Annotated in this window: 15 protein-coding genes; 7 read left to right on the plus strand and 8 right to left on the minus strand. The window is 66.2% G+C overall.

Annotated elements, in window-relative coordinates; translation table 11 throughout:
* Positions 1-91: 91 nt before the first annotated feature.
* The 3 genes from ACQR0U_RS19805 (at position 92) to ACQR0U_RS19815 (ending at position 2541) form a co-directional block, all read left to right on the plus strand.
* Entirely contained in the window at positions 92-811 is a 720-nt protein-coding gene (locus ACQR0U_RS19805) for a RibD family protein (protein ID WP_315751975.1), read from the plus strand.
* Positions 804-2081, plus strand: coding sequence for a flavin monoamine oxidase family protein (locus ACQR0U_RS19810; RefSeq protein ID WP_434843956.1), 1278 nt, complete (start codon positions 804-806; stop codon positions 2079-2081). Before ACQR0U_RS19805 ends, ACQR0U_RS19810 begins: the two co-directional genes overlap by 8 nt.
* Before the next feature lie 73 nt (positions 2082-2154).
* Entirely contained in the window at positions 2155-2541 is a 387-nt protein-coding gene (locus ACQR0U_RS19815) for a VOC family protein (RefSeq protein WP_315715658.1), read from the plus strand.
* A gap of 24 nt (positions 2542-2565) precedes the next feature.
* On the opposite strand, the gene ACQR0U_RS19820 is transcribed toward ACQR0U_RS19815, so the two are convergent.
* Positions 2566-3498 (minus strand): LysR family transcriptional regulator, encoded by a 933-nt coding sequence (locus tag ACQR0U_RS19820; RefSeq protein ID WP_315826444.1) that lies wholly within the window; start codon positions 3496-3498, stop codon positions 2566-2568.
* Positions 3499-3621: 123 nt separating this feature from the next.
* On the opposite strand from ACQR0U_RS19820, the gene ACQR0U_RS19825 reads away from it, so the two are divergent.
* Both ACQR0U_RS19825 and ACQR0U_RS19830 read left to right on the plus strand, forming a co-directional pair.
* Positions 3622-3975, plus strand: coding sequence for a protocatechuate 4,5-dioxygenase subunit alpha (locus tag ACQR0U_RS19825; RefSeq protein ID WP_315751972.1), 354 nt, complete (start codon positions 3622-3624; stop codon positions 3973-3975).
* A gap of 5 nt (positions 3976-3980) precedes the next feature.
* Positions 3981-4817, plus strand: a complete 837-nt coding sequence (locus ACQR0U_RS19830; RefSeq protein WP_315715661.1) for a class III extradiol dioxygenase family protein — start codon at positions 3981-3983, stop codon at positions 4815-4817.
* 275 nt (positions 4818-5092) lie between these two features.
* Here the strand turns inward: ACQR0U_RS19830 and ACQR0U_RS19835 are convergent, their stop codons facing one another.
* The 7 genes from ACQR0U_RS19835 to ACQR0U_RS19865 form a co-directional block, all read right to left on the minus strand.
* A complete protein-coding gene (locus tag ACQR0U_RS19835) occupies positions 5093-5782 on the minus strand; it encodes a PadR family transcriptional regulator (protein WP_316170645.1) in 690 nt (229 codons plus the stop codon).
* Positions 5783-5893: 111 nt separating this feature from the next.
* A complete protein-coding gene (locus ACQR0U_RS19840) occupies positions 5894-8965 on the minus strand; it encodes an efflux RND transporter permease subunit (protein WP_316170644.1) in 3072 nt (1023 codons plus the stop codon).
* Positions 8966-8997: 32 nt separating this feature from the next.
* Positions 8998-10113 carry an efflux RND transporter periplasmic adaptor subunit gene (locus ACQR0U_RS19845; protein WP_316170643.1) on the minus strand — a complete coding sequence of 372 codons (1116 nt, stop codon included), beginning with the start codon at positions 10111-10113 and terminating at the stop codon, positions 8998-9000.
* A complete protein-coding gene (locus ACQR0U_RS19850) occupies positions 10113-11675 on the minus strand; it encodes an efflux transporter outer membrane subunit (RefSeq protein ID WP_316170642.1) in 1563 nt (520 codons plus the stop codon). The genes ACQR0U_RS19845 and ACQR0U_RS19850 overlap by 1 nt, the downstream gene beginning before the upstream one ends.
* 365 nt (positions 11676-12040) lie before the next feature.
* Complete coding sequence (locus ACQR0U_RS19855) at positions 12041-12961, minus strand: PepSY-associated TM helix domain-containing protein (protein WP_315715666.1); 921 nt, start codon at positions 12959-12961, stop codon at positions 12041-12043.
* A gap of 242 nt (positions 12962-13203) precedes the next feature.
* Positions 13204-14517 (minus strand): C4-dicarboxylate transporter DctA, encoded by a 1314-nt coding sequence (dctA, locus tag ACQR0U_RS19860; RefSeq protein WP_315715667.1) that lies wholly within the window; start codon positions 14515-14517, stop codon positions 13204-13206.
* Positions 14518-14562: 45 nt separating this feature from the next.
* Positions 14563-15528: an amidohydrolase family protein gene (locus ACQR0U_RS19865; protein WP_315715668.1), complete on the minus strand. Its 966-nt coding sequence runs from the start codon at positions 15526-15528 to the stop codon at positions 14563-14565.
* 569 nt (positions 15529-16097) lie between these two features.
* On the opposite strand from ACQR0U_RS19865, the gene ACQR0U_RS19870 reads away from it, so the two are divergent.
* Positions 16098-17330, plus strand: coding sequence for an acetyl-CoA C-acetyltransferase (locus tag ACQR0U_RS19870; RefSeq protein WP_434843957.1), 1233 nt, complete (start codon positions 16098-16100; stop codon positions 17328-17330).
* A 255-nt stretch (positions 17331-17585) separates the two neighbouring features.
* Entirely contained in the window at positions 17586-19373 is a 1788-nt protein-coding gene (locus tag ACQR0U_RS19875; RefSeq protein WP_315826439.1) for a chloride channel protein, read from the plus strand.
* The last annotated feature ends 51 nt before the right edge of the window (positions 19374-19424 follow it).

The raw sequence follows: 19424 nt of genomic DNA on the forward strand, positions 1-19424 counted from the left end.
GGCGCAATCGAACGAAACGCACGCCACTTCGTTGACAACGCCGCCGGAGCGATATTCGGTGACCCCCGTTCAGCGGCGACAAGGAGGATGCATGAAACCGGAAGTCATCTGCCTGATGGCGTCGAGCGTCGACGGCCGGACCCTGCCGAGCCGCTGGCGTCCGAAGGGATCGGGCGATCTGTTCGAGCAGGTGCATGACAAGCTCGGCGGCGACGCCTGGCTGATCGGCCGCGTCACCGGCCAGGAATTCGCCAAGGGCTCGGCCTATCCGGCCGAGACGACGGAGCGATTCCCGCGCACTCAGTGGATCGCGCGCCGCGATGCCAAGGCCTACGGCATCGTGCTCGATCCCCATGGCAAGATCTGCTGGGGTCGCTCCGACATCGGCGGCGATCCGATCGTCGTCGTGCTGACCGAGGCCGTGTCGGATGCGCATCTTTCGGGACTGCGCGGCGAGGGCGTGTCGTACATCTTCGCCGGCCAGGCGAAGCTCGATCTTTCGCGCGTGCTCGAGATCGTCGCGCAGGAGCTCGGCGTGAAACGCCTGCTGCTCGAAGGCGGTGGCGGTGCCAACGGCGCGTTCCTTCGCGCGGGCCTGGTCGACGAGTTCAACCTCGTTCTGTGTCCGGCGGTGGATGGCGCCAAGGGGGCGCCCAGCGTGTTCGATTCGACGGAAGCCGAGTCCGGCGAGCGTGCCCCGATCACGGCCATGACGCTCGAAAGCAGCACGGCGCTGGAGGGCGGCGCGCTGTGGCTGCGCTACAAGATCACCAACGGCTCGGCCTTGCCGACCCAGGCAAGTCATGGCTGAGCGGCGAATGCACATCATCATCGTCGGGGCCGGTGCCGCGGGCCTGATGGCGGCGCGCGAACTGGCCCGCTCAGGCCAGCAGGTGACGCTGCTGGAGGCGCGCGATCGCTGCGGCGGGCGCATCCATCCGCTGCCCGCGAGCAGGTTCGGATATCGCGCGGATGCAGGTGCGGAATTCATCCATGGCGAGGCGCCCGTCACCCACGCGCTGATGGCCGAGGCGGGGCTCACCTCGACGCCGGTCGATGGCGCGCGCTGGTACGTGACGGATGGCGCGTTCTCGCGCGAGGATCCCGCTGATCGGCAGATGCGCCAGTTGCACCGCGTGGCGCGTCAGCTCGACGAGGATATGACCGTGACGGCGCTGCTCGATCGGCATTTCGCCGGCGCGGAGTTTGCCGCCCTGCGCAAGTCGGTCTTGGGGATGGTGCAGGGCTATGACGCGGCCGATCCCGGTCGTGCCAGCGTGTTCGCGCTGCGCGACGAATGGATGGGCGGCGACCGCGGCGCTCAGGCGCGCATCGTCGGCGGCTACGCGGCGCTGCTCGATCATCTCCTGGCGGAGTGCCGGGCGCATGGCGTGGCGATGCTGCTCGAGGCGGTGGTCCGCGCGGTGGAGAGCTCCGACGATGGTGTCGTCGTGCGCTTGGCTGACGGCCGTGCGCAGCGCGGCGATCTCGTCATCCTGACCGTGCCGCTGCCGCTGCTGCGAACCATCGCGCTGCCGCCGGCCATGCGCCCGCAATTGGCCGCAGCCGAAACCATCGGCTTCGGCAACGTCATCAAGCTGCTGCTGCGCTTCGAGCGTCGCTGGTGGCGAGAGGCCCGGACCGAGGACCTTTCCGACATGCTGTTCGTGCTGTCCGACGCCGACGTGCCGGTGTGGTGGACGCAGCATCCGAACGATGACGCGGTGATGACTGGCTGGCTCGCCGGGCCGCCGGCCGCTGCCTTCGCCGCGTGCGACGAGGACGCGCTGATCGAAAAAGGGCTTTCGGCGCTCGCAAACATCTTCTCACAGCCCGTGTGCTCGCTGAAGCGGCAACTCGTCGCGTCGCACGTCACGGATTGGGCGAAGGATCCGTTCGCGCGCGGCGCCTATTCCTACGCGACGCTGACGTCGCGCGAGGCGCAGGATACGCTTTCGCGCCGGGATGGCGGACGAGTGCTGATCTCCGGCGAGGCGTTGTATCGCGGCCGCGACATGGGAACGGTCGAGGCGGCGCTGGCGAGCGGGCAACGGACGGCGCGGTGGATCCTCGCGGTGTGATCGTGCCGCGTGCCTCGTTGCGCCGTCCTGCCCGCGGAGCTAGCATTCGGCCGTCATCATCGAGAGGATCACCATGCTCGACCACGTCGGCTTCCCTGTCTCCGACTTCGCCCGCGCCAAGGCGTTCTATGCGGCCGCCCTGGCGCCGCTCGGCTATGTCCTGATGATGGAGATCACCGACGCGCAGACCGGCGGCCACGGTGATCACGCCGGCTTCGGCGACGGCCGTCCGGATTTCTGGATCGGCACCGGCGGGACGGCCGCGACCTCGACGCATGTCGCGTTCCACGCCAAGGATCGCGCCACGGTCGATGCGTTCTATCAAGCGGCGATCGCCGCAGGCGGAATGGACAACGGCGCGCCTGGACTGCGGCCGCATTATCACGAGAACTATTACGGCGCGTTCGTGCGCGACGCCGACGGCAACAACATCGAGGCGGTGTGCCACGCGCCGGCGTGAGGGCCGCTTACCCCTCGGGATGAGTCAGGCCATCACCGGCATGTGCTCGGCGGCCGCGGCCAAGCTCGGCGCGACCACGATCTCGAGCTGCTGGCGCAGCCAGCGGTGCATCGGATCTTCGTGGTGTCGCAGGTGCCAGACCATGTACATCGGCATCGCCGGGCAGGGGACGGGCACCGGCGCCACCGCCAGGCCGCGCAGCATGTAGGCGCGCAGCAGGCTCGGCAGGGTCGCGATCATGCGGCTGCCGCGCAGGAACGGCCCGATGCCGCCGAAGCCCGGCACCTGCGCCGCGAAACGCCTGACGAGGCCGCGCTCGGCCAGGACCTCGTCGATGTCGAGGCGGCGCCGCGGCTCGTACAGTACCGTGACGTGGTCGCTGGCGAGATAGTCCTCCAGGCTCTGCGGCGGCTCGCGCTGGCTCGCATCGTAGAACACGCGATAGCTGTCCTCGAACAGCCGCTTCTGCAGGATGTCGCTGCCCTCGGGCGGGCGCGGCGTGATGATGAGCTGACAGTGCTCCTCGCGCAGCATCTCCGGCGTCGGTGCGCCGGAAGGGATCACGCGCAGGCTGAGGCCCGGCGCCTGCGCGCGGGCGTAACGGAGCAGGGACGGCAGCAGCAGGTCGCGCTGCAGATCATTGGCCGCGATCGTCACCTGCGCGGAGATTTTCGCCGGCTCGAACGCAGCGGTGTGCGAGAAGCTCCGGAGATCGTCGAGCAGCGCGCGGGCGCGCAGCGCCAGGAGCTGCGCATGCGCGGTCGGCACGATGCCGCGGCCGGACTTCACGAACAGCGGATCTCCGGTGATCGCGCGCAGCTTGTCGAGCAGATGGCTGACGGCCGACTGCGTGACTCCGAGCCGCTGCGCCGCGCGGGTGACCGAGCCTTCCTCGATGACGGCGAGCAGGAGCTGCAGCAGGTGGCCGTCGAGGTCCAAATGATCGAATTGGCTCATGGATCGGATCGGTCGCGCGGCCTTTATTGACGGTGTCTGTCGGCGATACTGGCGGGCACGAACGGCGCCGCGTTTGATCCAGATCAAGCGCGGCCGTCCGAAACACGCCCAGGGGAGGCTCAGATGTCCACCACGTCAGCCCGGCAGCCCGTGCCCGGCACCACCATCTTCGACGGCGAGCAGGCCCGCAAAGGCTACGCCCTCAACAAGATGTGCTACTCGTTCAACGATGCCGCCAACCGCAAGGCGTTCGTCGCCGACGAGGACGGCTATTGCGCCAAATACGGCCTCAATGCACAGCAGCGCGCGGCGATCAGGAACCGCAACGTGCTGGAGCTGATCGAGGCCGGCGGCAACGCCTACTACCTCGCCAAGTTCGCCGGCATCTTCGGGCTCGACATGCAGGACATCGGCGCGCAGCAGACCGGGCTGACGAAAGAGCAGTTCAAGGCCAAGCTTCTGGCGGCGAGGGGGTAATCGTCATGGCAAAGATCGTCGGTTGCATCACCACCTCGCACGTTCCGGCCATTGGCGGCGCGATCGCCAAGGGCCTGCAGCAGGATCCGTATTGGAAACCGTTCTTCGACGGCTTCCCGCATGTCCGCGAGTGGCTCGCCAAGGTCAAACCGGATGTGGTCGTGCTCGTCTATAACGACCATGGCCTCAACTTCTTCCTCGACAAGATGCCGACCTTCGCGGTCGGCGCGGCCGACAGCTACAGCAATGCCGACGAGGGCTGGGGCATTCCGCAGACCGCGCCGTTCAAGGGTGACAGCGAATTGTCCTGGCATTTGATCGAGCATCTGGTGAAGGAGGATTTCGACCTCACCACCTGCCAGGAGATGGTGGTCGATCACGCCTTCACACTGCCGATGGCGCTGTGCTGGCCCGATCAGAAATGGCCGGTGCGGGTGGTGCCCGTGGTCGTCAACACGGTGCAGGCGCCGCTGCCGTCGGCCGCGCGCTGCTACAAGCTCGGCCAGGCGCTGGCGCGGGCGGTTCAATCCTGGCCGAAGGACGAGCGCGTCGTCGTGATGGGGACCGGCGGCCTGTCGCATCAGCTCGACGGCGAGCGTGCCGGCTTCATCAACAAGGATTTCGACGAGAAGTTCATGGCCAGCATGGTCGACGATCCCGCCTGGGCGACGAAGTATTCGACCACCGAGCTGGTCGAGCTGTCGGGCACCCAGGGCGTCGAATTGCTGAACTGGATGGTCGCGCGCGGCACCCTGCCGGAGAAGGTCCGCAAGGAGCACGCCAACTATCACATCCCGATCTCGAATACGGCGACCGGGCTGATGGTGCTGGAGCCGGTGTAGGGCCCCTGCGAGAGTCTTTATCGGAAGGCGACGACTGAGAGTCGTCTGCCAACGACGATCACGCGGTATGGGTCCCGGCGAACGCCGGACCCGTACCGCGGATGCTATCGAGGGATGCGGCTGTCAGTGGCCCGCTTCGGACCGACTTCCGTGCGGCTGCCCTTACCCGACCCTCTCGCCGTGAAGAACGGTTGAGAGGGAGCGCAGCGTCTGGGCGGCGCGAGCACGGATATCAATTCCGGTTGCCACGGCTCCGCTCCTGGCTGATGTTGATGTCAGCTCGCGGTGCCCTCGTCGCCCTGGATATCGGCGATGGCGCGGGTGAGGATGTCGCTGACACGCTTCGCTTCCGCGTCGCTCCAGCCCTGCCGGTGCATCTTGAGCGCCATCTTTAGCGTCTGCACGCTCTGCAGCACCGGCTCCGGCGGGCGCATGCCGCCCATGGTGCGGGCCATGATGCGCAGCCGGCTCAGCAGGCCATCGATGGCGGCTTCATCCTCTTTCAGCGCCTGACGGCCGGCGTCGGTGATCGCGAACAGCTTCTTGCCGCCCTCGGCCGATGCCGCTTCGATCTGGCCCATGTCCTCGAGCAGATTGAGGATCGGATAGACCGAGCCCGGGCTCGGCGAGTACGCCCCGCCGACCAACTGTTCGACCGCCTTGATCAGCTCATAGCCATGGCGCGGCTTCTCACCGATCAGCCACAGCAGCAGGCTGCGCAGATCGCCGGGACCGAAGAAGCGGCCGCCGCCGCCACGCCCGAACTCCTCGCGACCGCCGCGGCGGCCACGCTCGAACAGGCCGGCCGCCCGCGGGCCGACCCCGCCGCCGCGCCCGCCCATGCGCATCTCCTCGCAGGCTTCGTCGAAGCCACGCCGTCCATGACGTCCGCGATGTCCCCAGCCGCGCTCCTGGTTGTCGTCGTCTCTGCGGGAGGGGCCAAATGTCCAATGATGATGTCTCATACGATATGATCTCCGTTTCGTGTGAACGATATATCGTTTATATGTTTCGTTTGTCAACCGTGACCGATGCACGTTTCCGAATCTGCAAATAACGCGTTTATTTCACGCGATTTATGGGATTGCCTCGGTCACGCGACCCGCGACCTCGTGCGCCGTGCCGCGATGCGCAATCAGCGCATAGGCGACGGGGACCACGAACAGCGTGAACAGGGTGCCGATCGCGAGTCCGGTCGCGATCACGAGCCCCATGTTGAAGCGGGACACCGCGCCGGCGCCGCTCGCGGTGATCAGCGGGATCACGCCGAGCACCATCGCCGCCGTGGTCATCAGGATCGGCCGCAGCCGGACGGTCGCCGCTTCGATGATCGCCTCGGTGCGGTCCTTGCCCTGTTCGCGCAGCTCGTTCGCGACCTCGACCATCAGGATGCCGTGCTTGCTGACGAGGCCCATCAGGGTGACCAAGCCGACCTGGGTGTAGATGTTGATGCTGGCGCCGCCGATGCCGAGGCTGATGAAGATCAGCGCGCCCGCCAGCGACATCGGCACCGACACCAGGATGATGATCGGATCGACGAAGCTGTTGAACAAGGCGGCGAGCGCCAGGAAGATGATGATCAGCGCGAACACGAAGGTGGTGACGAAGCCGCCGGATTCCTGCTCGAGCTGTCGCGACGCGCCGCCATAGTCGATCGAGTAACCCGATGGCAGCGACTTCGCGATCTCCTTCAAGGTGGCGAGCGCGTCGCCCATCGCGATACCCGGCATCGCCACGCCGGAGATGGTCGCCGCGTTGATCTGCTGGAAGTGATTGAGCGACTCAGGGATTGTCTTGTGCTCGAGCCGGGCCACGGTCGACAGCGGCACCATGGCATTGCCGCTGGTGCGGATCGAATAGTCGAGCAACTGACTGTCGGTGAGGCGGTCGTTCTGCCGGACCTGGGGGATCACCTTGTAGGAGCGGCCCTCCAGGCTGAAATAGTCGAGATAATTGCCGCCCAGCATGGTCGCGAGCGCGCCGCCGAGATCGCTCATCTTGAGGCCGAGATCGGCGGCCTTGTCGCGATCGAACACCACTGTGGTCTGCGGCTTGTCGATCTTCAGATCGCTGTCGAGGAAGATGAATCGGCCGCTCGCCAGCGCCTTGGCCATGAAATCGCGCGACACGTCGTTGAGCTCGCCGAACGCGCCGGTGGTGCCGATCACGAACTGGACCGGCAGGCCGTTGCTGCCCGGCAGCGGCGAGGGCTGGAACGCCACCGAGCGGGCGCCGGCGATGCCGTTCAGGAGCTGCTGGAATTCCGGCTGCAGGGTCTTGGTCGTCGCCTTGCGCTGATCCCAGGGCTTGAGCACCCAGCCGCCGATCACCTGCGTCGAGGTGTCGATCTGGAACACGGTGCGCGTCTCCGGCCGCTGGGCAATCAGGCCGTACAGCTGCTGGCCGTAGAACTGGCGCTGCTCGAGCGTGGCCGAGGGCGCCGAATTCGTCAGCGACAGCACGATGCCCTGGTCCTCGTCCGGCGCGAGCTCGCTGGTGGAGCTGACATAGAGCCAGGGGATCATCGCCAGCAGCAGCAGCGCGAACACCACGACCACCGGCTTGGTCGCGAACACGCTTTCGAGCCCGCGGCGATAGCCCTGTGCGAGCCGTTCGAGCACGTGGTCGATCGCACGCACCAGCCGCGCCTCGACCGTGGTGGCGTCGCGCTCGGTCCGGCGCAGCAGCCAGGCGCAGTTCATCGGCGAAAGCGTCAGCGCGATCACCGCCGAGACGGTGACGGCGCCGGCGAGCGTGAAGGCGAATTCGGTGAACAGGGCGCCGGTGAGGCCGCCCTGGAAGCCGACGGGCACGTAGACCGCGATCAGCACCACGGTCATCGCGATGATCGGGCTCGCCAGCGCGCGCGCCGACTGGATGGCAGCCTCGACCGGCGGCACACCCTCGTCGATCAGGCGGTGCACGCTCTCGACGACGATGATGGCGTCGTCGACGACCAGGCCGATCGCGAGCACCAGCGCCAGCAAGGTCAGCAGGTTGATGGAGAAGCCCATCAGCAGCATCAGGCCGAAGGTGCCGATCAGCGACAGCGGAATGGCGATCACCGGGATCAGCACCGAGCGCCACGATCCCAGGAACATGAAGACGACGACAATTACGATCCCGATCGCCTCCACCAGCGTATGGATCACCTCGTCGATGGACGAGTTCACGAAATCGGTGGAGTCGTACAGGATCTCGCTGGTGATGCCGTTCGGCAGCTGTCGCTGCAGCTCCGGATAAACGACCTTCACGCCGTTGATGACGTCGAGCAGGTTCGCCGTTGGCGCCACCTGGATGCCGATGTAGACCGCGGTCTTGCCGTTGAAGCGCGTCGCGCTGTCGTAGTCGTCATTGCCGAGCGTGACATTGGCGACATCGCGCAGGCGGATGATGGCGCCATTGACCTGCTTGACGACGAGATTGCGGTATTGCTCCAGCGAATGCAGGTTGGTCGCGGCGGCGAGATCGACCTGCACGAGGCGGCCCTTGGTGGTACCGAGCCCGGAGATGTAGTCGTTGCCCGACAGTGCCGTCGACACGTCGGTTGCCGTCAGGCCATAGGCCGCAAGCTTGTCGGGGTCGAGCCAGGCGCGCAGCGCGAATTTCTTGGCGCCGAGCAGTTCGGCGGTCTGCACCCCGGAGACCGCCTGCAGCTTCGGCTGTACCACGCGGGTGAGGTAGTCGGTGATCTGGTTCGGCGCCAGCACGTCGCTGGCGAAGCCGATATACATCGAGTCGATGGTCTGCCCGACCTTCAAGGTCAGGGTCGGCTGCTGCGTGCCTGTCGGCAGCTGGTTCAGCACCGAGTTCACCTTGGCGTTGATCTCGGTCATCGCCTTGCCGGAATCGTAGTTGAGCCGCAGGTTCACGGTGATGGTGCTGCTGCCGGTGACGCTGGTCGACGTCATGTAGTCGATGCCGTTGGCCTGGGCGATCGCATTTTCCAGCGGCGTGGTGATGAAGCCGGCGATGATGTCGCTATCGGCGCCGGCATAGGCCGTGCTCACCGTGACGATCGCGTTCTGCGTGCGCGGATATTGCAGGATGGCGAGCGTCGTCATCGAACGCAGGCCGAGCACGAGAATAAGGGCGCTGACCACGAGCGCCAGCACCGGCCGGCGGATGAAGATGTCTGTGAAACGCATAGTGATGACTCTGATGGTGCGGGCTGGCCGGATTATTGGTCGACGACATCCGGCGCGGCTTCCGCGACCGGCACGTGCGAATTGTCGATTCTCACCGGGCTGCCGTTGCGCAGCTTGATCTGTCCCGCGATCACCACCGTCTCGCCCGGCTTGATGCCGTCGGTGATCGCGATCCGGTCGCCCTTGGCCGGCTTGCTCTTCACGAACGTCTGCCGCGCCTTGCCCTCGCCGTCCTTGAGATCGTCGACCACGTAGACGAGATCGCCATAGGGATTGCTGACGATCGCTGTCAGCGGCAGCGTGACGAGCTGTTCGGGCTTGCCGGTCGCGATCTCGACCTTGGCGAACATGCCCGGCAGCAACCGCGTCGCATCGTTGTGCAGGGTGGCGCGAATCTGGACGTTGCGGCTCGTCGAATCGACCTTGGCGTTGATCGCGGAGATCTGACCGGTGAAGCGTTCGCCGGGATAGGCGTCGACGGCGATTCCGACGTCCTGGCCGATCCGAATGTCGGCGAGCGACTGCTGCGGCAGGTAGAAATCGACGAAGATCGGATCGAGGCTCTGCAGGGTGACAATGGTGGTGCCGGCGCCGAGATACTGCCCGAGATCGACGGCGCGGATGCCGAGCCGGCCGGCGAAGGGCGCCTTCAGGGTCTTCTGCTCGACGATCGCCTTCTGCTGCGTCACGAGAGCCTGCGCGTTCTTCAGATTGGCGCGGTCGCTGTCGAGCGTGGCCTGGCTGACCGCGTTGAACTTGATCTGCTCCTCGTCACGCTTGACGACGATGGCATAGTTCTCTGCAGTCGCCTGCAGCGACTGCAGCTTGGCGACGTCATCGGTCGCGACCAGCTGCAGCAATTGCTGGCCGGCTTCGACGGTGTCGCCCGAATTGAACTGGATGCCCTGCACGATGCCTGCGGCCTGCAGCGCCAGATCGGCGCCGTTGACGGCGCGCAGCGAACCGACCGCGGTGAGGTTGGAGCGCCATGCTGCGGTCGCCGCAACGACCGTCGAGATCGTCTGCGGCGGGTTGGCCATGGCGCCGATCGCCTTGGCGATCATGATGCCCTTGAATGTCTGAAAGCCGTAGAGGCCGCCGAACAGCACCGCCATGGCGGCCAGCATGATCGTCATGCGTTTCTTCATTACATTGCTTCCTGGGTCGTACGATTGGGACCGGCGAAATAACCGGGATTGGCACGCGGCAGCGCCGCCGGGGTCTCGTCCTGGCGATTCCACCAGCCGCCGCCGAGCGCCTGGAACAGCGCCGCGGTGTCGGTGAAGCGCGTGGCCTGCGACTTGATGCGGGAGACGCGTGCGTTGAGATAGGATTGCTGCGCGTTGATGACGTTGGCGTAGGGCACCGCGCCGCTCCTGAACTGCTCGACCGCCATGGCGAGACTGTCGGCGGTGGCCTTCTCGGCGGCGGCCTGGGCCTTCAGCGCCTCGGCGTCGTACTGGATGGCGCGCAGCGAATCCGCGACATTCTGGAACGCCGTGATGACGGTGCTCTTGTAGAGCGACAGATCCTGCTCGAAGGTGGCGACGTCCGCCTCCTTGGTGTGATACAGCGTGCCGCCGTCGAGCAGCTTCTGGCTGACGCTCGAGGCCGCATCCCACACGATGGTCGTCGGCGAGAACAGCCGGCCCGGTCCGCTTGCGCCGTAGCTGCCCGACAGCGTCACCTGCGGCAGCAGATTGGCGACGCCGACGCCGACCGTCGCGGTGGCCTGGTGCAGCGTGGCCTCGGCCTGCCGGATGTCGGGACGCTGCCGGACGAGCGAGGAGGGCAGTGACATCGGCAGCTTGCGCGGCAGCCGCAGCTCCGCGAGGGTCACATGCTCGCCGCGATCCTGGCTCGGCAGCCGGCCGAGATAGGCCATCAGCTGATTGCGCTGCTGTGCGAGTTGCTTCTGCAGCGGCGCCAAGGTCGCCTTGGCCTGCGCCAGCGTCGCTTCCTGCGCCAGCACGTCGGATTTGGAGATGGCGCCGACGTCAAACTGGTGTTGGATCCGGCCAAGCTGGTCGGTCTCCGCCTTGATGATCTCCTCCGTCGCGGCAATCTGATCGCGCAACGAGGCGTCGCTGATCGCGGCGGTGACGACATTGGCGGTCAGCGACAGATACGTCGCTTCCATCTTGAAGGCCTGGTAGTCGGCCTGCGCCTGCAGCGCCTCCACCTGGCGACGCGTGCCGCCCCATAGGTCGAGCGCGTAGCTGACGCTCACCGACGTGCCATAGAGCGTGTACAGCGAGGTCTGACCAGGCCATTGTCCCTGCTGCGTGCTGGAGGCCTGCGTACGCTCGGCCGAGCCGCTCGCGCTCAGCTGCGGAAACAGCGCGCCCTGCTGCGATAGCGCGTTCTCGCGCGCAGCACGCAGCGCCAATTGTGCGGCTTCGATGTCCGGGTGGTTGCGAATCGCCTCCTCGACGAAGGCGTTGATCTGCCGGGAATGAAACAGCGCCCACCAAGTGCCGGGCAGATCGCCTCCGGGCGCGAAGCTCTGCACATTGCCGCCCGGTGTCGAGGCGCCGGCGGTCGCGGCGAGCCGACGTTCGGCCACATAACCGGTTGCGGCCGGCGCGTCGGGAGACATGAAGTCCGGACCGACGGCGCAGGACGCGAGCAGCATGCTGCAGCCGAGGAGGCCGAGCCGCAAGGGCAGCGCGCTGCATCTCGGGACCAGCCCCAAACAGGCATGAAACATTTTGACATCATCGGACATAAAACTAAACCGTTTCGTTTTCTGTCGCCGACGATGCGTGGCGGTTCCGGCCTAGTCAAGTCACGTTGATGACAAAGCGAGCTTGCTCACAGCTTCACGTCTCGCGCACCGCTGCGCGGCGCCGGCGCTCGTCTGCATCGGGACGCGGGCATGACAGCTCCGAGACGAACGCCGAGAACGCGCCGCTGCCCTTCCCGCGGTGGCGGGCAGCTACGTCGTTTCTCACAATGATCGAAAAAGCGCCGTCGCGCCCACATTGTCCAGGGCAGGCCCGAGCGAAGCAGCGCGTGCAGATCGCGCTGGAAGCCGGCCCGCGGTGCGAGCCGGCGTCTGCAACGTAGCGCTGGTCAGGATGGCATCGAGGATGCGACCACCGGCTTCGCCGGCACGTCGCGCACGCGGCTCGGGCGCCGCAGCCGGCGTTGCGTCCAGATCAGCAGGCCAGTGACCAGCAGCGCGAACAGCGCGACCGAGATCAGAACGTTGGCCGCGCTGCCGATCAGAGACCAGTTGCCTTCATGCAGCAGGCGCGGCCAGTTGCGCGGCAACGCGGAGAGCCCGTCGGACGTGACGGCATAGGCCCTGAGCTCATCGCCCTCGATGATGCGCGCCATCATCCGTCCGCCGCGATTGCCGATCGAGTTCACCGACGACAGGTCGTGGTCCTTGGCGACGATGCTGACGGCGTCAGGCAGCGAGACGCGCTTGGCTGCGGCAGGAGGAGTGCCGCCTGCGAAGGTCAGGCCGAGCTCGAGGCAGAGTCCAGTGAGCGGGCTGAGCAAAATCAGCGGCAGCGTGAACCAGGCCGTGCCCTTGTGCCAGCCGGACAGCGTGTTGCGCAGCCGCGGCAGTCCCATCAGAATGCCGATGATCATGATGCTGATCATGGCGATGGTCGAGATCAGGGTGAGGCCGGGGATTCCGATCAGATGCTCGTGGGTCCTGCGCGCCCACGAGAAGACGCTGGGCATCGCCGGCTTTTCGACGGCGGCACCGGTTGTCATGTCGACCTCGGCGCCCGGCGCCCCCTGCAAGGTCAGATGCTGCGTGGAGGCGTCGATCGACAGACCGCGTGCCTTGCCGTCGGGATCGTATTGCTTGATCAGCGCGACCACGCGCGCCGGATCGACGCTTTGCGGCTTGACGGCGGCGACCTGCGCCATCGGCTCGAAGGAGAGGATCAGCCCGGTCACGATGATGACAAGCAATGGCAGCGCAAAGACGAGGCTGATCCAACGGTGAAGTTTGAGCAGAAGCTGCTTGTTCATGATCGTCTCCGATTGATCGTCTCGCACGCGGTATCATGCGGGACCGTTGTCCGCAGGCGTCTGCTCCGTGAACGTTTCTGATCGTTCTCGCTGGACGACGCCGGGATATCAACCTGTCGTCCGCCGCGCTTCATTAGCTGAGCGCAGCAGCGAGACGAAGGAGATAACTATTAATTTTAGGTCATGCGCCGTTTGATCGGCATCAATGCGGCAGAGGTCGTTTCAGGACTGCTGGGATGATGTCAATTTGTATCAGATGCCGTCTTGCGGCCATCGAGCACCTCGCGCAGGCATGTCGCGTCCAAGCCGTTCTCCCACTTCGCGATGACGATGGTGGCGACTGCATTGCCTATCAGGTTGGTCGGCGTCAGCCCCTGCGACATCAGGCGATGGATGCCGAGCACCAGCGCGACGCTGGCGACCGGAATCGTACCGGTCGCGGCGAGCGTGGCGGCCAGCACGACGAAGGCGGCGCCCGCGATGCCGGCCGCGCCCTTCGACGTCACCAGCAGGATCAGCAGCAGCCCGATCTGGTGGCTGATGTCGAGATGCGTGTTGGTCGCCTGCGCCAGAAACACCGCGGCGGTCGCGAGGTAGAGGCAGGTGCCGTCGAGATTGAACGAATAGCCGGTGGGGATGACGAGACCGACGATGCTGCGTTCGCAGCCAGCGGCTTCGAGCTTCGCCAGCATGCGCGGCAGCACGGTCTCCGATGACGTGGTGGCGATGCAGACCAGCACCTCGTCCCTGATGTAGCGGATCAGCTTCCACAGGCTGAAGCCGGTGAAGGCGGCAATCGGGCCGAGCACGGCGGCGATGAAGATCAGGCAGGTGAGATAGAAGCTGCCGAGCAGCAGGCCGAGCTTGGCCAGCGAGCCCAGACCGAACTTGCCGACGGTGAAGGCGATGGCCCCGAATGCGCCCAGCGGCGCTGCCCACATCACGATCCGAACGACACCGAAGATCATCCGGCCGGCGACATCGATCACGTCCGTCACCGGCTTGGCGCGGTCGCCGAGCCAGATCAGCGCAAAGCCGCACATGACCGAGATGAACAGCACCTGCAGGATATTGCCCTCGGCAAAGGCGCCAACGAAGGTCTGCGGGATGATGTTGAGCAGGAACGGCACGAAGCCGACCGCAGCGGTCTGCTTGACATAGGGCTCGATCGTCGCGGAGTTGATCGTCGCCGGGTCGACGTTCATGCCGACGCCGGGCTGAAACAGGTTCACCGCGGTCAAGCCGATGATCAGCGCCAGCGTCGTGACGGCCTCGAAATAGATCAGCGCCTTGATCGCGACGCGGCCGACCTTGGCCATGTCGGCCATGTGGGCAATGCCGTTGACCACCGTGCAGAAGATGATCGGCGCGATCAGCATCCGGATCGCCTTGATGAAGGCGTCGCCGAGCGGCTGCATCTGGGCGCCCAGATCCGGCTTGATGGCACCGAGCAGGATGCCCGCTGCCATCGCGATCATGACCTGGACCCAAAGCTCCTTCCACCAGCCGCGGCGGGCGCCTGCCTTGCTGTCGGCGGTGAGGGTCGTGGTGGTCATGATCGGTCCTGTTGCTGAAGGGGCGAATTCGCAGCTGGCGGTGACTCAGCTCTTGGGCTCGAACTTGAACAGCCGTTCGGGATTGCTGACAAGCAGCTTTCGCTGCATGGCCGGATCCGGGGCGTAGAGTGGGATCAGATCGACCAGATCGCCGTCATTGGGCATGATCTTGACGTTCGGATGCGGCCAGTCGGTGCCCCAGATGACGCGATCCGGCGCGTTGTCGATCAGCTTGCGGGCGAACGGGACCGCGTCGTGGAACGGGGGGCCGGAGGCCGAAGCGCGCTCGGGACCGGTGATCTTGATCCAGCACTTGTCGTCGCTCGCCTGCAGGTCGAGCAGCGCCTTGAACCCGGCATCGTCGATCCCCTTGGCGGCGCTGATCGTGCCCATGTGGTCGATCACATAGGTGACCGGCAGCGCCTTCAGGATCGGCACGAATTCCTGGATCGTCCCGGCCTCGAGATAAACGTCAACGTGCCAGCCGATCGCCGCGACGCGGTCCACCAGGGTGCGGAAGACGTTCATGTCGCCGACGCCGCCGAGGCGGCGGAGGAAGGCGAACCGGCAGGCGCAGATGCCGGCCTTGCCGAGCGCCGCGAGGTCGGCATCGGACATCGCCGCGTTGATGTTGGCGACGCCCTTGTAGTTGCCGTTGCTCTGCGCGATCGCATCGGTCACGACCCGATTGTCGGTGCCGTGGACGGTGGCGTTGACGATGACGGCGCGCTCGACGCCGATCTTGGCGTGCAGCGCCTGGAACATCTCCAGCGATGCGTCGGGCGGCGTGTAGGGGCGAGTGGGCGAGAATGGATAGGTCGCGGCCGGCCCGAAGATGTGGGTGTGGGTATCGACGCTGCCCGGTGGCGCCCTGAAGCTCGGGGTCTTCGGTGCCGGATCCGGGCCGGCGATGCTGGGGATCTTGGCCTCGTCGGCGGAGAGGGCAGGGCCTCCGAGCACGCTCGCCGCTCCCAGTCCGGCCATGGTGGCCAGCAGGTCTCGTCTCAACATCAGAGCGTCCTCCTCGGGATGGCCGCGGTCACAGGCAGGCGCTGCCCGCCAGGCTCCGGCATCGTTCGTGTTTGCTATCGTCACGCCACGAAGGAGAGGTCGGGCGACCTCTCAACGTGGCGTCGTGATCATGGGGGGTCCGGCTCCCGAGCCGGCGGATCGCTGTGATCCCAGTTGTTCCTGATCGAGGATCTTGCAGCCTCTGCAGCATGACAAGAAGCATTGGGTGAACGGTCAGTTCGCTGGGTTGGACAATGCTCTGCAGTCCAACTGCCAACGTTGCCGAGACCCTCCGTTCGAGCTGCGTTGCAGCGCGTCTGGGCGAGATGGGCTGCTCTTCAACCAGTCTGCGAGAAGGCAGCCCGAGCGCGCCGATCCGCGGAATTGTTCGTGCGGCGGAAAGGTGAGTTGTGTCAAAGCCATGGCGTGCGTTCTGGTCATGCGCCGGCAGCTTCAAGCGCCGTTGTGAAGACCGCATGCGCAATGCTATGCGACAGCAAAGAGAGGCGTGCGGCCGCCGAGACGCCGCGCGCTGTCAGCGCACAACAACTTCGGGCAAAGGAAACACCATGGTCGACGCGCTCATCATCGATGCCTGCAGAACGCCGCGCGGTATTGGCAAGGCCGGCAAGGGCGCGCTCGCCGGGCTGCACCCGCAGCATCTCGGCGCCACCGTGCTGCGTGCGCTGGCCGACCGCACCGGCATCAATACCGGCGATGTCGACGACATCATCTGGGGCTGCTCGTCGCAGCGCGGACCGCAGAGCGGCGATCTCGGCCGCATGTCGGCGCTCGACGCCGGCTACGACATCCGCGCCTCGGGCGTCACGCTCGATCGCTTCTGCGGCTCCGGCATCACCAGCGTCAACATCGCAGCAAGCTCGATCATGGCCGGGCAGGAGGACCTCGTCGTCGCCGGCGGCTGCGAGATGATGTCGATGGACGGTCGGCGCGGCGAGGGGCCGCTGATGATGGATGCCGGCAATCTGCATCTGCGCGCGCTGCATCCGCAGTCGCATCAGGGCGTCTGCGCCGATGCCATCGCCACCATGGAAGGCATCACCCGCGCCGACGTCGACGCGCTCGGGCTGGAGAGCCAGAAGCGCGCGGCGGCTGCGATCGCTGCCGGCCATTTCAAGAAGAGTCTGGTGCCGGTGCATCGCGAGGACGGCAGCGTCGCGCTCGACCACGAGGAATACCCCCGGCCGCAGACCACGGCCGAGGCGCTGGCCGCGCTGAAGCCGGCGTTTCCGGCGATCGCCGACTACGCGCTGGACGAGAAGGGCACGACGTATCGCAACCTGATCCTGCAGCGCTATCCCGGCCTCGAGATCGAATTCGTGCATCACGCCGGCAACTCCTCGGGCGTGGTCGACGGTGCGGCGGCGATCCTGCTGGCGTCGCCGTCCTATGCCAAGGCCCATGGCCTGAAGCCGCGGGCACGCGTCGTGGCGATGGCCAATATGGGCGACGACCCGACCCTGATGCTGAACGCCCCGGTGCCGGCGACGCGCAAGGTGCTGGCCAAGGCCGGGCTCAAGCTTGATGACATCGACCTGTTCGAGATCAACGAGGCGTTCGCCGTCGTCGCCGAGAAGTATATCCGCGACCTCGAGCTCGACCGCGCCAAGGTCAATGTGAACGGCGGCTCGATCGCGCTGGGACATCCGATCGGCGCCACCGGTTCCATCCTGATCGGGACGCTGCTCGACGAGCTCGAGCGGCGCGATCTCAAGCGCGGCCTGGTCACGATGTGCGCGGCCGGTGGCATGGCACCCGCGATCATCATCGAGCGGATCTGAACGGGACATCTCCTCGATTTGAGTTGCGCGCGCCCGTTGCGGAGTCTCCCGTGGCGGGCGCCGTTGTTTTGCACCTGGGCCGCTTGTGACCTCGGCGGTGCCGCGCAGTTGAGGCGCAGGATCGCGCGAGCCGCGGCGGTTCCAGTTTCCGGACCAGTCAACCACGTTTCGATCGGACAGGAATTCGCGCTTGTTCCGCTAGTTGCGACAGGTTATTGCCACGGCGAGGCCTCATCGTAGAAGAAATGGCTCTCTGTGCTGTCGACGCTGTCGCATATCATCGATCGCAAGGCTTCGAACCGGGTGGTCACGCGGCTGCGGGCTTTGCTGCGCAGCAACGAGTTCTACCTGATACCGCTGGCGCTGGTGATCGGCGTTGCGACGGGTGCGATCGTGACGGTGATGAGCCTGATCGCGCAGGTCGCGCATGTGGTCATCTACGGCATTCCGATCGATGTCCGGCTCAGCGCTCATACCTCGGTCAACCCGGCCGTCGCCCTGATCGCGCCCGCCTGCGGCGGCCTTGCGCTCGGCATCATGGAATGGCTGCGGCGGCGCTGGAAGATTGCGGCCGCGGTCGACCCCGTCGAGGCCAATGCGCTGCGCGGCGGACGGCTGTCGATGCGCGACAGCATCGTGGTGAGCGGCCAGACCCTGGTCTCCAACGGCTCCGGCGCGTCGGTCGGGCTCGAGGCCGGCTACACCCAGATCGGCGCCGGCGTCGCCTCGCTGCTTGGGCAGTATCTCACGCTCCGCCGCAACGATATGCGCCTCATCCTCGGCTGCGGTGCGGCCGCCGCCATTGCGGCCGCTTTCGGCGCGCCGATCACGGGGGCGTTCTATGCCTATGAGCTGATCGTCGGCGTCTACTCCGTCGGCAGCGCGGCGCCGATCCTGGCGGCCTCGCTGGCGGGTGCGCTGACCTCGCAATATCTCGCCGGCGCGCCGTATTCGCTGGAGGTCGCCAAGGTCGGCGCGGTCGGCTTCGAGCAATACATCGCGCTGTTCGTGCTGGCGCTCCTCGTCGCCGGCATCGGCATCGTGGTGATGCGTGCCTCGCCGGCGGTCGAGCGGCTGTTCGTCCGCATTCCGGTGTGGCTGCGCCCGGTGATCGGCGGGGTCTGTGTCGGCGCCATGGCGATCGTGACGCCGCAGGTGCTGGCGGCAGGCCACGGCGCAATGTTGCTCGACCTGCATCGCGAGATGGCGGTCGGCATGATCGCCACCATCATCGTGCTCAAGCTCGCCGCCTGCCTGATCTCGCTGGCCTCGGGCTTCCGCGGCGGTCTGTTCTTCGCCTCGCTGTTCGTCGGCAGCCTGCTCGGCAAGCTGTTTGCGGGACTGCTCGCGCTGGCCGGCCTCGGGCTCGCGATCGACCCGCTGGTGGCGATGCTCACCGGCATGGCGACGCTCGGTGTCGCCATCGTCGGCGGGCCGCTGACGATGTCGTTCCTGGTGCTGGAGATGACCCGCAGCGTCGACGTCACGGCCGTCGTGCTGGGCGCTTGCATCGTGACGTCGGTGTGCGTCCGCGTCCTGTTCGGCCACTCGTTCTCGACCTGGCGCCTGCATCTGCGCGGCGAGACCATCCGCAGCGCCAATGACGTCGGCTGGCTGCGCAACCTCACGGTCGAGCGGCTGATGCGCTCCGACGTCGCCAAGGTGCCGACCACGACCAGCATCGCGGCCTGCCGGCGCGAGTTCGCGCTGGGCACGCGCCAGGCCGTGGTGGTGGTGAACAACAGCGACGATTATTGCGGGCTGGTCTCCTTGCCCGATCTGTTCTCGGGCGAATTGGACTCCATCGCCGATGAGATCCAGGTGGTCGAGCTTGCCAAATATTTCGACGTCGCGCTGTTGCCCGAAATGAACGTCAAGACGGCGATGAAGATCTTCGACGATTCCGGCGCGGAAGAGCTGGCGGTGCTGGAATCGGAGAACAGCCGCAAGGTGATCGGCTTCCTGACCGAGTCCTTCGCGCGCCGCCGCTATGTCGAGGAGATCGACCAGGCGACGCGCGGCGTGCTCGGGGCGCTGTCGTGATCGCGTCCCGTCGCCGCGACACGTGATCGCCGGTCCTCGACCGGGGTAGAC

Source organism: Bradyrhizobium sp. HKCCYLRH3097, assembly GCF_051167875.1.
Lineage (GTDB): Bacteria > Pseudomonadota > Alphaproteobacteria > Rhizobiales > Xanthobacteraceae > Bradyrhizobium.

Bases quoted from the DNA above. Each gene is read 5' to 3' on its own strand.
- ACQR0U_RS19805 (WP_315751975.1), top strand. From the start codon at position 92: ATGAAACCGGAAGTCATCTGCCTGATGGCGTCGAGCGTCGACGGCCGG.
- ACQR0U_RS19810 (WP_434843956.1), top strand. From the start codon at position 804: ATGGCTGAGCGGCGAATGCACATCATCATCGTCGGGGCCGGTGCCGCG.
- ACQR0U_RS19815 (WP_315715658.1), top strand. From the start codon at position 2,155: ATGCTCGACCACGTCGGCTTCCCTGTCTCCGACTTCGCCCGCGCCAAG.
- ACQR0U_RS19820 (WP_315826444.1), bottom strand. From the start codon at position 3,498: ATGAGCCAATTCGATCATTTGGACCTCGACGGCCACCTGCTGCAGCTC.
- ACQR0U_RS19825 (WP_315751972.1), top strand. From the start codon at position 3,622: ATGTCCACCACGTCAGCCCGGCAGCCCGTGCCCGGCACCACCATCTTC.
- ACQR0U_RS19830 (WP_315715661.1), top strand. From the start codon at position 3,981: ATGGCAAAGATCGTCGGTTGCATCACCACCTCGCACGTTCCGGCCATT.
- ACQR0U_RS19835 (WP_316170645.1), bottom strand. From the start codon at position 5,782: ATGAGACATCATCATTGGACATTTGGCCCCTCCCGCAGAGACGACGAC.
- ACQR0U_RS19840 (WP_316170644.1), bottom strand. From the start codon at position 8,965: ATGCGTTTCACAGACATCTTCATCCGCCGGCCGGTGCTGGCGCTCGTG.
- ACQR0U_RS19845 (WP_316170643.1), bottom strand. From the start codon at position 10,113: ATGAAGAAACGCATGACGATCATGCTGGCCGCCATGGCGGTGCTGTTC.
- ACQR0U_RS19850 (WP_316170642.1), bottom strand. From the start codon at position 11,675: ATGTTTCATGCCTGTTTGGGGCTGGTCCCGAGATGCAGCGCGCTGCCC.
- ACQR0U_RS19855 (WP_315715666.1), bottom strand. From the start codon at position 12,961: ATGAACAAGCAGCTTCTGCTCAAACTTCACCGTTGGATCAGCCTCGTC.
- dctA (WP_315715667.1), bottom strand. From the start codon at position 14,517: ATGACCACCACGACCCTCACCGCCGACAGCAAGGCAGGCGCCCGCCGC.
- ACQR0U_RS19865 (WP_315715668.1), bottom strand. From the start codon at position 15,528: ATGTTGAGACGAGACCTGCTGGCCACCATGGCCGGACTGGGAGCGGCG.
- ACQR0U_RS19870 (WP_434843957.1), top strand. From the start codon at position 16,098: ATGGTCGACGCGCTCATCATCGATGCCTGCAGAACGCCGCGCGGTATT.